Origin of the sequence: Legionella rowbothamii, from assembly GCF_900639985.1 — a bacterium.
GTDB classification, from domain to species: domain Bacteria; phylum Pseudomonadota; class Gammaproteobacteria; order Legionellales; family Legionellaceae; genus Legionella; species Legionella rowbothamii.
The window spans coordinates 462,889-476,496 of record NZ_CAAAIM010000001.1 but is presented as its reverse complement, the minus strand read 5'-3'; the positions used below and the strand labels follow the sequence as shown (position 1 = coordinate 476,496).

The window sequence follows — 13,608 nt, the reverse complement described above, 5'->3', positions numbered from 1 at the left end:
GGGAGAAATAATGAAAAATATTCACTTTGATCAAAAAGTATTTAGTAATATGCAATTTCCATTACAAAAATTAATGGAACTGAATATCAAAACGATGCAAGGCTTTTCCTATATGAAACCTGGTGAGCTTTTGAGCATAAAAAAACCAGAAGAGCTTTTAGAGCGAAACATGAATATGTTTATTCGTAATAGTCACATGGCTCTTGATTATATGCGTGATACTTTTAGTATTTTAGAAAATCATTGGATAAATGCATCTCATCACACTGAAGAAGCAGCAAAAGACGTAATAAAAAAAGCAAGCTCAACAGTAAAGCAAGCAAGTTCGACAGCAAAAAAAGCAAGTTCAGCAGCAAGCAAAACAATAAAAAAAACAGCTAAGCCCGCAGTTAAGAAAACAGCTGCTCATACTAAATCCGCTGCAAAACCAAGCACCAAAACTGTTGCTAATGCAAGTGAGAAAAAGAGCGCGAAAAAAGCGACTAAGCCTGTAGTTCAGCACAGCAAATCCACTATGTCCCATAGTCCACAGGTTGTGAAGCAAGAACCACGTGCTGCTGATGAGAAAGCAAAACTTCATCAAGCAGAAAATAAAGAACATGGTCATAGTACTTCAAAAGTAAGCCCAATGCATGACAAGGAACATGGATTACTTAATAAGGGAAGAAATTTTCCTAATTAATATGATGTAGCCTGGATGAAGGCTATTTCTCCATCCAGGCTGTAGTTAGGATAAGCCCATACTGTTGTTTGGTTCAGGCGATCTTGATTGCTGGGTTAAGAATTTTCGATAAAATTGAGGATCTTTCTCTTCGACAAGTCTTAGCTGGAATCTACGAATTTTTTCAGCAAGCAAATCTGGAGGATTGGTTTGTCGCCAAGATCTATTGGTTAAATGGCAATAAATGCTTTCAATTAACAATGGACCACAACTGGATGCATCATCTTGGATTAATGTTTTCTCATAGGTTTTTAATGAGGGCTGTGTCCAAGAAGTGTTATAGTTCCGTATCGCTCTATTTACCTCTAAAAGTATACTGACTTGCAATGCTTCGTCATATTCATAATCTTCCACGGTGTTATAATAGGTGATTTGAGGTGATTGACCATGATTCAATTGGATACGTATACCTACCCAATGATGGTTATGTACAATAGGGATAATAATATTATGTTCTGCTTGGTTATTTATAACTAATTGTCCTTCATACCCAGCAAAGTATTGGTTTAAAACATCAAAAACTCTATTTCTTTGAGCACCTTCCCTCATATTCGCAGTGGTTAATATGCTGAGGCTCGGAGTGTTTTCTTCCCTAAGATTTAAATTTCCAAGACGTAATTGCAAAATTCGATTGATATCTTCTGTCTCATAGGAATATCGTCGATTAACTACTAGACGCCCAGGTTGTGGTGCAAACATACGTTGAGGTATTTGCGTTGATGGTCTGCGTTCTGGGTGTGGTATTTGTGTCTGAGATGATTGGTTTGTATCCGCTGTCATTCTTAATGCGAGCGCTTTTTCTGTCCTAAGATTACTAAGTACATTAGTGTGATATAGACGAGTATGAAACTCAATTGCTCGGTCGAGAAGTTGAATTTGCAATTGTTTGATCCGCTCTAGTTCCTCAGGATGTTGTGCGGCTCTAGTTTTTAGATTATTCACAAGCTTGACTAAGGCTTTGCTATCTCTATAGAGTTCTAAACTAAGTAAATTTGGTATATAACGTTCTAGCTCTTGAATCGGTAAATAAAGTAGAATGGGGAGTAGCGCATTTTTCTGCGCTAATTGATATCGTGCATGATTCGAACATGCACGCAATAACAATTCAAAATAAGCGGCATTTGCTTGGGTTATTAAAATACGTAATGCATTAGTTTCTGTTTTTTGCAACAATTGATTAACCGCAGTATTAGCTGCTTGCTGTTCGTTGCTTTCTACTTGAGAGAGGCTTCCCCACTGATTATTGCCCGTACTTGATGAACTTGATGAACTTGATGGGCTTGAAAAGGTATGAGTTCTAATGGGAAAATTTACGCCTAGTAATACCGCAAGTTGGTGCATGTTTTTATCAGCTATAGCCTTAAATAAAGCATCTTTCCTATATGCACTGTCCCAGCTTTGATGGTGGTCGGTGTTCTCGGATGGTGATGTTCTGGTAAACGTAGATCTTACCGACTGGGGCCGGGATTCTGTTCTTGTTGTCTGAGCATCACGTACTGGGGCAGATCTTTCTGACGCTAGCCTTAGCTCTGATGTTGTCGTTATTTCAGTTCTTTGTCTGGACCTTCTAGGAACAGGGACAATCCTTACTAGGGGAATTGTGCTTGTTGGCCTTACTTGGAGTGCCTCTGTTCTTCTTTGAATAGAAGCTACGCCCAATTTAATTCTTAATGATTCAGCCCAGGTGGGGTTAGGAAGAGCGGATATCATTTCGTTCAATTGTTCTTGCTCCACTCCGCTTAAAGAGCCAAATGAGAAGTTAATCGAAGATAATAGGGTTTCAAAGCCAGGGTTAAGTTGAGCCACAGGGTATACTGAACTGAGTTTAATAAACCAATCAATATACTTAATAACCTCGTCGCTAGCTAAGGGGTTTTTTGACCCAAGGACAGAATGTACTATTTGTTGTAATTGCTCCGGTCGGCAGCGCATTCTTGTTCTAAGTTCTATAAGTCCAACCAGAATTTTTTCAGCATTAATGGGGCGTATTTGGTGGAGAGGGAGAGCTTGTAGTAATGAATATAAACTGACATTTATTTGATTTATATTTACATTTTGGGTTTGTACCAATAGCCCAAGACCAGCAAAGATATCACCTACATCAATCTCATTAAGGCGAATTGCTTTAGGAAGTGTATCAAAAAGATTTTGTAGATCTTGAGCCTCAATCGTTTCTTTTATGTGGCCTTTTTGCGCTAATAGGCCAGAGATATAAAGTAGTCTAGCCATATATTGAATATTTGGAGCGCGCTTATTAAATGCTTTGATTATCTGCGAAAAATCCATAGTTCCATGTAAAAGATTTTCTTGAACTAATTGTTTTAGAATAGAAAAACCTAAGTTTAGATACTGATTTTTATCATTGAGTAATCCATACTCTAATAGCTTGGGAACGATATGGGCATCAAAGCTTCCATACAGTTTTTTTGCAGAAAGCAACCATTCCAAGCCGATGAGCATTTTATGATGGTTTGTTTCGTTTAAATAAGAAAGGTTATAAAATTCTTCAATAATAGGTTGTACCAAAGCAATCTCAATAGGTGTTGTTAATGCACCAGCCTTTGCTATGCGGCCTAATAAATTGATGGTACGGGTTATCGACGTATGATTTTCGGACTTTCCTGAACTAATTCGCTCTAGTAGTTGCTGTATTATTGCTGTATTAATTGGAGTATCTAAGCTTGGGGCTAAAAATCCAAGGCCAGTAATGCAAGCAGAAAGTTCAATGTCAGAAACTATTGGGAATTGCAGTAGTTGTTTTAAAAGATTTTCAATTAATACGGTTGGGATTTTTCCATTGCTCTTGTTCCAATCAGCGATAGTTCCCAGTCCCATTATAGAGCGTGATATAAAAGAGGGAGTATCTATTGTTTGTTGTTCTAACTGGGTGAGAATTAATGCCAATTTATCGGCAGGTAGCGATACATTCGCTAATGCTGCAAGTTTACCTAAATTATAGAAAATATACGAAATAGTTTTATTCGCAAGGTGCTTACTGCCATCAATAATTTCTCGTTGATTTATCCAGTCCTCAACGTATCTTGCTGCATGCTCAAATGAGTTAAATAGCTCTTCTACTTTTTTGCGGAACTGATTATCAGCATTATGAATGGAAGAAAATGCTTTTGTATTTTCTATCAAAAAATAGAGGCAATATTGGAATTTATGAAAAGGATTCTCTTCTACAATTCCTACAGCACCTAGTGCTTGATGTCGTCTGGATTGATGGTCGTAACTATATCCTGATCTTCTTCTTTTGGAAGAAGACTCTCCTGTATCATATTCATCATCATATCCTTTTATACATTCTCGATTACGTTTAGTCATAGTAGATTTTTTTCTTATAGAATGAAAACAATGGGTTATGATATCCCAAGGTTTAAAATCATTCAATCTGATCTTGCGATGATGACTAAGTTCGATTAGTTTTCTTTTTGTGATTTTTTAAATTCTTTTGTTAAAGCATATAATAAACTAGGGTATTTAAAATCAAACTGGTACTTTGTAAGACGTTCGGGAATTACGGATTGACCTGATAATAGTAATTCTTCACCCATCTGTCCTAACAGCATTTGAATCAGCCATGCAGGTATATGAAGAAAGGTTGGTTTTTTTAATACTTCTGCAAGGGTTTTATTAAATTCTTTTTGAGAAATCAGTTCTGGCGCTACCAGGTTTACTGGCCCGGTAATTTCAGGGTGGTGGATAAGAAATAAAATGGCATTAACCAAATCGCTATGATCAATCCATGCCAGAGGCTGTTTTCCCGTGCCGATAATTGCCCCCATTCCAAATCGAGCGGGCAATTCCAGCTTTTTTAACATTCCTTCACCGTGTTTAAGTACTACACCAAAGCGCATAAGGGTTACGGGAATATCATAGTGCATGCCTTGAAGAGCCGTTTGTTCCCATTGGTTGACCAAATGATTGGAAAAACTACTTTTCTGAGAATTGAGAGGACTTTCTTCAGTATACGTTTCATGTGAATTAGCTAATTCTTTTTGTAAGCCATAAATGCCAATAGCGCTGGCATTATATAAATGAGGTTTTTTTGAGGCATTTTTAGCCCACAGGACAAATTTTTTTGTTGGTTCAATACGGCTCGATAATAATTTATTTTTGACTTTAGAGGACCATCGGTGGTCCGCGATGTTTTCCCCGGCGAGATTAATTATCACATCAAACTCTTCAGGGTTTAAGTTAGGTAGTTCATTCCAAGTGATTCCATGTACATGATGATTAAATATTTCTTTTATTTTATCTTTATTGCGGCCAACAACCCATAAATCATGTTGAGCAACCAATAATTCGGTAATTAAAGAGCGTCCAACCAATCCTGTTCCACCACCAATAATGATTTTCATAAATTGAATTCCTTTAAAATCATGTCCTGTACATGAGCGGTAATGATATAATAATTTTCTGGTCAAAAAAACAAAAACAAAGATGGCAAAACTCTACTTTTATTTTGCAGCAATGAATGCAGGGAAAAGCACGGTACTTTTACAATCAAGCTATAATTATCACGAGCGGGGAATGCAAACCTTATTGTTTACCCCTGCAATTGATGATCGTTATCAAACAGGCACTGTCCATTCGCGTATTGGTTTATCTGAAGAAGCACTTGTTTTTAATGCTTATGATGATTTATATAAAAAGGTCATTCGCCTAGAGCAAAAATATGCTTGTATCTTGATTGATGAAGCGCAATTTTTAACTCGTGACCAAGTGTATCAATTAACAGAAATTACCGATAGATTAGGTATTCCAGTTCTGGCTTATGGCTTGCGTACTGATTTTCGTGGCGAGTTATTTGAAGGCAGCCAATATCTACTGGCTTGGGCTGATGAACTTATTGAAATTAAAACAATTTGCCATTGCGGGCGTAAAGCTACTATGATTTTACGACTCAATGAGCAAGGTGAAGCGATTACTGAGGGTGATCAGGTGTTAATTGGGGGGAATGATTTATATTCATCTACTTGCCGTAAACATTTTAAAGAACGCCAACCTCATGCACCTTTAAAAATTCACGAAGAATTAACAGATTAAGGTACTACTTTTAGGAGCGCTATGAAAGCACAAACTATATCATCTTTTGGTGATTATTCCGTTTTTAAAACAGTGGAAGTTTCTATTCCTAAAGTTAAAGCAGGTTATGTATTAGTTCGCCTTAAAGCAACAAGTGTTAATCCAGTTGATTGTAAGGTGCGTTCAGGAGCATATGGGCAGATTTCCCCTGCATTTCCTGCAATTTTGCATAGTGATATGGCTGGAGTGATTGAAGAGGTTGGGGAAGGCGTTACCGAATTCTCCGTGGGGGATGAGGTTTATGGCTGTGCGGGTGGTTTTACAACAGAGCCAGGGGCTTTAGCTGAGTTTATGCTTGCTGATTCGCGTTTAATTGCAAAAAAGCCTAAATCTTTAGACATGCTGCAAGCAGCTGCATTGCCTTTAGTATCCATTACTGCTTGGGAGGCTTTATTTGAAAAAGTTAAAGTTACTTTTGGGCAAAAGGTATTAGTTCACGCGGGTACTGGAGGCGTCGGGCACATTGCAATACAATTAGCCAAGTGGGCTGGGGCGGAAGTTTATACAACCATTTCTTCCCCTACAAAAGCAGAAATAGCTAAGGCTTTAGGTGCTAAAGAAACAATTGATTATACTAAAGAATCAGTTGAGGACTATGTTGCTCGCTTGACGGATGGTAAAGGCTTTGATGTAGTGTTTGACACCATCGGTGGTGATAATATAGATAAATCACTTGCCGCGGTAGCCATGTATGGACATGTGATTAGTATTCAAGCAAAAATGTCCCATGATTTAACACCCTTACATGCACGCTCAGCCAGTTTACATGCGGTGTTTATGTTGCTTCCCTTATTAAATAATGTGCAGCGCAAACGCCACAGCGCTATTTTAAAATCGATTGCCACTTTAGTTGATAATGGCGATTTAAAACCTCTTATCGACTTGCATCAATTTTCTCTCGAGAACGTTGGTGAGGCCCATAAGTTAATGGAGTCTGGAAAGGCTATAGGTAAGATTGTGGTTGAAATTTAGTTTATTATAGAGAACTAAGGCACATTCCAACTTTTCCAGAATTACCGCGGCCAAGCCGCGGTAATTCAGTTTTATTAATTAAGATAAAGTAGTACTTATTCTACTAGCTCACATTTCAATTTGCTTTTTTCAACAATTCAAACTAAATTTATGTCTGTAGTACGCAATTTAATCTTATTTTAATCTTATGGAGAAAAGGAAATGTCCAAAGACAATAAATTTAAGAATGAATCACAAGATGCGCGTCGCCATGATCAACAACATGCCTCTCATGATAAAATGAAAAAGCACGCAGAGAAGCCAAAATCAGATAAAAGAAAATAGGCCTTAGTGTCGCAGAGTTTCTCGCGAATTACCGCGGCTTGGCCGCGGTATTTATCAATTGGATAGCCACAAATTTATAATTCACCCAGACATTAGTTCGAAACTTGATACATTTTCCTTACGCGTCCTGGGAACGTTGGTTTAGTGTCTTTCAATTAGAGGAGATACGTTGTCCAGATCAAAAGCAAAATATGAGTAATACCTTGGTAAAAACCAGCCTAGTTTTTGGATTAATGCTTGTATTTTACTGGGTTCAAGTTGATTCTTCTCAATCGAGAAGACTAATTCATGCTGATCAGTTTCTGGAAAATAGACGAGTTTGATTTTGGCATCGTTGATACCGAAATGTTGCATGATCGCTTCAAGTAATTTTATTGAGGTAGCGGGTAAAATTTGTGCTGGCACGTCGTTGATGAGTATATCAGCGCCTTCGCGAATAATAGAGGGATGTGGTTTTTCTGTTTTAAAGGGATGATCCTCGGGTTCAGAGAACGTCCGATAGAGATGAAAACCTAAGACGTCGCCATAACTGAGATCTATAGCTTGTTTTGGATTACGTGCCTCGATGGCTATGCCAACCCCTTCGCTTATTAAGAACGTATCGATGAGGTCAGGAATGGTATAGCTTGTTATGGTACTCCCCTCATTAGGGATAGTTACAGGAAGTTCAAGATTATAGTAAGTGAAGCCTTCGGGATTGAATATAATCCCAGGTTCACCACTAGTGAAAATAGCATGGGGTAGGCATGTTATGAGACGATTATACCAAGCCGCTTTTCTGTTGATATTGTCGATCTCAAACAGTGCTCTGAGCTCTTGAGTGGTTGAAACGGAAGTAGGTTTGTTTTCGGGTTTATCCATGAAGTATATTTTCATTTATAAAAAAGCTATTGTATCAAAAATAACACAATGAAGCATATTAACTTCCTAAAAACACAGGATCCATATAATTGACTATTCCGGTCCGAGAAACCGGATTAGTCCAAAGCGGTTTTTAAGAACTGGCTGCCATCAACTAGACTACGGCCCAAATCAGTATCTGTGATATACTTAACTGGGTAATTCCATTTTTCTGATGACTCGTTCAGGGTTGATTTCTGTGAATATTGATAACAGTCTTGCTTGGGCCCATCCGATAGTACAAGAGTGGTTCTTAGAAAAATTTGGTTCAGCAACCGAACCACAAAAACAAGGGTGGCCATTTATTCGTTCCGGGTGTAATACCCTAATTTCAGCCCCAACAGGCTCAGGGAAGACTTTTGCCGCTTTTTTGGCCTGTATTGATCAGTTGGTACGCCAAGCACTTAGTGCCCAGCTGTGCTATGAAACCGAAGTCCTTTATATTTCCCCATTAAAAGCTTTAGGCAATGATGTACAGAAAAACCTAATGGGTCCTTTACAAGAAATTATGGCCTTAGCTAAAAAGCAGGGCTTAGCTATGGCAGAAATTAATGTGCTCGTACGTACTGGAGACACATCACCCAAAGAACGCCAAGCAATGCTCAAACATCCCCCTCATGTTTTAGTTACCACGCCAGAGTCGTTCTATATATTGCTAACTGCCGCTAAAAGTCGTGAAATTTTACGCAGTGTTAAAACGGTTATTGTCGATGAAATCCATGCTTTGGCTGATGACAAACGCGGTGCACATCTAGCCTTGTCACTGGAGAGATTAGAAGCTTTAACTTTTCATTCACCATTGCGTATAGGCTTATCTGCCACCCAAAAACCACTAGATTTAGTCGCTAATTTTTTAGTAGGTAATGACAGACCTCAACCAGCAATTATCAATATTGGACATGCGAAACATTTAGAACTTAACGTCGAGATTCCACGTAGCGAACTGGGCGCGGTTGCCTCTAATCAAATTTGGGATGAAATTTACGATCGTATTGCTGAGTTGGCGCAGCAGAATCGTTCGACTTTGATTTTTGCTAATACCCGTAGAGTAGCAGAACGCGCCGCGCATCATTTAGCAGAGCGTCTAGGAAAAGATTTAGTCGTCGCGCATCATGGGAGTTTATCGAAAAAACTACGTTTAGCGGCAGAAACCCGATTGAAGAATGGGGAACTAAAAGCCTTAGTGGCAACAGCCTCTTTGGAGTTAGGAATTGATATTGGTTCAGTGGATTTAGTGTGCCAATTAGGTTCACCACGTTCCATTGCTGTCATGTTACAACGGGTAGGCCGTGCAGGCCATTGGCGGGGGGCGATTTCCAAAGGACGTATTTTTGCAACCACACGCGATGAATTATTAGAATGCGCTGCAATTGTGAATGCTATTTTGGATGGGGATCTAGATCAATTAGTCATTCCTCAACAACCGATTGATATTTTAGCGCAGCAAATTGTGGCAACCTGTGCCACTGATGATTGGCAGGTTGATGAGTTATTCGCTTTAGCTCGTAAAGCCTTTCATTATAAGGATTTATCGCGTGAGCAATTTGACGCAGTGGTCCATATGCTTAGTGAAGGAATATCAGGGATGCGTGGTCGTTATGGTGCTTATCTGTTTCATGATCGTGTGAATCATCTTTTGAAAGCACGGCGAGGCAGCCGTTTGATTGCCATAACCAGCGGCGGCTCTATTCCTGATAATGGTTTATACACAGTAAAAGCAGAAGAGTCTGGGGGCGTAGTAGGGACCCTGGATGAGGATTTTGCAGTGGAAAGTCATCGTGGCGATATTATTTTGTTGGGTAGCACTTCTTGGAAAATTAACCGTATTGAAAGTGCTAAGGGTTTAGTTTTTGTAGAAGATGCTCATGGGGCTTCGCCGAACGTGCCATTCTGGCGAGGAGAGGCTCCAGAGCGCACCGCAGAGCTTTCATTACGTGTTTCTAATTTGCGAGAATGGCTTAGCTCTCAATTAACAACTTCAGAGGATTCATTCCCTGCAATGAAACAATGGCTTATCAACTCGTGTCATGTTGATGAGTTGGGGGCACAACAACTTATTGATTATATTCTCCAAGGCCGAGCTTTATTAGGTGCAGTTCCAACGCAAGAACGAATTATTGCTGAGCGTTTCTTTGATGAATCAGGAGGCATGCAACTGGTGATTCATGCTCCTTTTGGTGCCCGAATAAATAAGGCTTGGGGGTTAGCGCTACGAAAATGCTTTTGCCGTTCTTTTAATGTGGAATTACAAGCTGCCGCTACAGATAATGGCATTAATATTTCTTTAACGGAGCAACACAGTTTTCCTCTAGCGGATGTATTTGCATTCCTAAGTACTCAAACAGCCAGAGATATTGTGGAAAAAGCCGTATTACAATCCCCTTTATTTCCAACTCGTTGGCGTTGGGATGCAAGTAGGGCTTTGGCTTTAGTGCGTTTTAGTAATGGACGAAAAGTTCCTCCTTATCTTTTGCGAATGCGGGCAGAGGATTTATTAGCTGCTGTTTTTCCTGATGCTGTCGCGTGTCAGGATAATGTGGATATTGAGGATATTGAATTACCTGATCATCCTTTAGTTAATGAAGCAATGAAGGATTCGTTAACGGAAGCTCTAAATATTGATGGGCTTTTGGATGTGTTAACGAAAATCAAAAATAAAGACATTCAATGTGTTGCGATCGATACTACAACGCCCTCGGTCTTTGCCCACGAAATTTTAAATGCAAACCCCTATGCCTTTTTAGATGACGCTCCTTTAGAAGAGCGACGTGCATGGGCTGTGGAAATGAGGCAGACTTTGCCTGCGAATTTAGCTAATAAGTTAGGTAAGCTTGATCCAGAAGTGATTAATGAGGTGCGACAACAGGCATGGCCTGATCTTCGTAATGCGGATGAATTACAGGACTTATTGCAAACGGTAATTGCTTTTCCTGCAAATTATGATTCCTATCTACCGGCTACAAATTTATGGCAAAAGTTTATGGATGAGTTAATTGCCTCAGGTCGAGCCAGTATCGCTTTTTTGAGCGATCGGATGTTTTGGTTCGCGGTAGATAAGGCAAAAACTTTTTCCAGAATTTATCCTGATGCATTAATTCAACATGCTTTACAGGACATAGAAAATAAGCCGTTAGAGTCAGATGAAGGTATTTTCCATTTAGTTCAAGGTTGGATCTATCATTTAGGACCTATAACTGCTTTAGGGTTAAGCCAATCCTTAGCTTTACCCGAATCCACCATTTACCAAGTCTTAGTCCGCCTTGAAGCCTCAGGTCTTATTTTACGTGGCACATTTACAGATGAATCATTGCAACAAGAATGGTGTGAGCGTCGCTTATTAGCACGTATTCATCGTTTGACCTTAGCTAAGTTGCGTCAGGAAATTGAGCCTGTAAGCCCGAAACAGTTTGTTCGCTGGTTATTGACCTGGCAGCATATAACACCCGGATCGCAACTCCATGGTGAGCAAGGCTTATTGGCTATTATTGAGCAATTGCAAGGTTTTGAAATCCCGGCGAAAGCTTGGGAACCACTTATTTTTTCAAAGCGTGTGAAGAATTATGATTCATCTTTGTTGGATAAATTATGCATGATGGGAGTTGTTGGCTGGGGGCGCTTGTCTTCTAATTTAAATCCTGCTGACGAAGACCGCAAGCGGGTAGTGCCAACAAGTATAGCCCCCATTACTTTCTTTCTCCGCAAGGATGCCTCGTGGATGGCTGACGTTAAGGAGGGCTTAAACGAAGAGGCCTTGGTTGGCTTAAGTCATATTGCTAAGGATATTTATTTTTATCTGCTTCAAAATGGAGCCTCTTTTTTTATGGATATTACTGAGGAAGTTCGCCATCTGAAATCAGAGGTAGAGCTGGGCTTATGGGAGTTGGTCGCTGCAGGACTTGCAACAGCCGACCTTTTTGATAATTTGCGGTCCTTAATTGATCCTAAGCGACGTTTGATTAAAAAAAGACGCAGAGTAAACCCTCATTTGTACAGTTCCGGACGTTGGTTTTTGTTGAAGAAAAGTGTAGGCTCCTTTACACGTGAACAGGTAGAAGCAGTTTGTTGGATTTTACTGAAACGCTATGGTGTGGTATTTCGCGATCTTTTGGTTCGCGAAAAAAATATTCCGAGATGGCGTGAGCTACATGTGGTATTAAGAACTCTTGAGGAGAGGGGCGAAATAAGAGGTGGACGGTTTATAAAGGGGTTTTTAGGCGAGCAGTTTGCTCTACCTTATGCCGTTGATTCGTTGCGTGCCTTTAAAAATAAAGAAGCAGAACATGAGCCAGTCTCTGTTGCTGCAGTTGATCCTTTGAACGTTTCCGGATTTATTTTGCCCGGGCCTCGTGTTTCTGCAATTTCCGGTGAGATGGTTGTTTTTTAAATATTAGGAACCCTTCGTTATGGAACAAAGACAGATAGGTAAAAATGGACCTTGGGTTAGTTCAATAGGGCTTGGGTGTATGGGGATGTCGACATCTTATGGGCCCACAGACGATGCTCATTCTATAGAAGTCATTCACCGTGCGCTGGAATTAGGTGTAACACTATTGGATACGGCAGACATGTATGGCTGGGGGCATAATGAAGAGCTCATTGCTAAAGCAATAAAAGGGGGGCGGGATCGCATTGTTTTGGCGACCAAAGTGGGATTTACTAAGCAAGCAGGTGGTGGACCGCGAGACTACATTATTAATGGCTCGCCTGCCTATATTAAAAAAGCGTGTGAGGCTAGCTTAAAGCGTTTAGCAACAGAAGTTATTGATTTATATTATTTGCACCGTGTGGATAAGCAAACCCCAATAGAGGATTCAATTGCGGCGATGGCTGAGTTAGTAAAAGAAGGTAAGGTACGGTATATCGGTATTTCTGAGGTAAAACCTGATACTATTCGACGTGCTGCTCAAGTTCATCCTATTGCTGCCGTGCAAACAGAATATTCGTTATGGGAGCGCAATCCCGAGCATGAAATTATGCCTACTTGCCAGGAGTTGGGAATTGGTTTTGTAGCTTATAGTCCTTTAGGGCGAGGATTTTTGACCGGAGCAATCGCGAATATGGCACAATTAGCGGCGGATGATTTTCGCCATTTACTGCCTCGGTTTCAAGGAGAAAACTTTAATAAAAATCAATCGATTATTATTAAGTTAAGTGAAATTGCCGAATCAAAACAATGTAGTTTAGGTCAGCTAGCCCTGGCTTGGATTTTGGCTCAGCCCGGTAAGGTGATTCCAATTCCAGGAACAAAACGTTTAAGTTATCTTAAGGATAATATGGGGGCGCTTGATGTGGTGTTGTCTGAAGAGGATTTGCAATTATTAGAGCGATTGGTTCCTGTGAATGCAGTAAAGGGGGATAAATATCCTGATGCATTTAAACGGGAGGCCTAATTGAAATTGTGCAATGACGTGTAGGTTGGATTTTGGCCTAACCTTGAGTTTTGAGGCGACTCAATGTCCTATGGGCTATGGGCCACCTAAAATTTGGGTGAGAAGAGAGGTCGCTTGCAGCGGTACACGTCATGAAGTAGGAAGGAATTTATCTTGGAGTGTATAAAATAATGTCTTTATTAAAACGGTTTAAAAAGTTTTACCGAGAAT

Annotated in this window: 9 protein-coding genes; 6 read left to right on the top strand and 3 right to left on the bottom strand. The window is 39.9% G+C overall.

Features of this window, described 5'->3' with window-relative positions; genetic code table 11:
* Nucleotides 1-10: 10 nt before the first annotated feature.
* Nucleotides 11-682 carry a hypothetical protein gene (locus tag E1P08_RS17320; protein WP_207387329.1) on the top strand — a complete coding sequence of 224 codons (672 nt, stop codon included), beginning with the start codon at nucleotides 11-13 and terminating at the stop codon, nucleotides 680-682.
* Nucleotides 683-727: 45 nt separating this feature from the next.
* Here the strand turns inward: E1P08_RS17320 and E1P08_RS01955 are convergent, their stop codons facing one another.
* Entirely contained in the window at nucleotides 728-4,048 is a 3,321-nt protein-coding gene (locus E1P08_RS01955; RefSeq protein WP_133135334.1) for a Ulp1 family isopeptidase, read from the bottom strand.
* Nucleotides 4,049-4,143: 95 nt separating this feature from the next.
* Nucleotides 4,144-5,085, bottom strand: coding sequence for a TIGR01777 family oxidoreductase (locus E1P08_RS01950; RefSeq protein WP_133135333.1), 942 nt, complete (start codon nucleotides 5,083-5,085; stop codon nucleotides 4,144-4,146).
* Between the two features lie 82 nt (nucleotides 5,086-5,167).
* On the opposite strand from E1P08_RS01950, the gene E1P08_RS01945 reads away from it, so the two are divergent.
* From E1P08_RS01945 to E1P08_RS17610, 3 genes are all read left to right on the top strand, one after another.
* Nucleotides 5,168-5,773 (top strand): thymidine kinase, encoded by a 606-nt coding sequence (locus E1P08_RS01945; protein WP_133135332.1) that lies wholly within the window; start codon nucleotides 5,168-5,170, stop codon nucleotides 5,771-5,773.
* A 21-nt stretch (nucleotides 5,774-5,794) separates the two neighbouring features.
* Nucleotides 5,795-6,784, top strand: coding sequence for a zinc-dependent alcohol dehydrogenase family protein (locus tag E1P08_RS01940; protein WP_133135331.1), 990 nt, complete (start codon nucleotides 5,795-5,797; stop codon nucleotides 6,782-6,784).
* 201 nt (nucleotides 6,785-6,985) lie between these two features.
* On the top strand, nucleotides 6,986-7,108 hold the full coding sequence (locus tag E1P08_RS17610; protein WP_278041937.1) for a hypothetical protein: 123 nt from the start codon (nucleotides 6,986-6,988) through the stop codon (nucleotides 7,106-7,108).
* 141 nt (nucleotides 7,109-7,249) lie between these two features.
* Here E1P08_RS17610 and E1P08_RS01935 read toward each other — a convergent pair whose 3' ends face one another.
* Nucleotides 7,250-7,969 carry a hypothetical protein gene (locus tag E1P08_RS01935; protein ID WP_133135330.1) on the bottom strand — a complete coding sequence of 240 codons (720 nt, stop codon included), beginning with the start codon at nucleotides 7,967-7,969 and terminating at the stop codon, nucleotides 7,250-7,252.
* Nucleotides 7,970-8,207: 238 nt separating this feature from the next.
* Here E1P08_RS01935 and E1P08_RS01930 point away from each other — a divergent pair, with 238 nt between their 5' ends.
* Both E1P08_RS01930 and E1P08_RS01925 read left to right on the top strand, forming a co-directional pair.
* Nucleotides 8,208-12,392: a DEAD/DEAH box helicase gene (locus tag E1P08_RS01930; protein WP_242602343.1), complete on the top strand. Its 4,185-nt coding sequence runs from the start codon at nucleotides 8,208-8,210 to the stop codon at nucleotides 12,390-12,392.
* A gap of 19 nt (nucleotides 12,393-12,411) precedes the next feature.
* Nucleotides 12,412-13,398: an aldo/keto reductase gene (locus tag E1P08_RS01925; protein ID WP_133135328.1), complete on the top strand. Its 987-nt coding sequence runs from the start codon at nucleotides 12,412-12,414 to the stop codon at nucleotides 13,396-13,398.
* Nucleotides 13,399-13,608 lie beyond the last annotated feature (210 nt).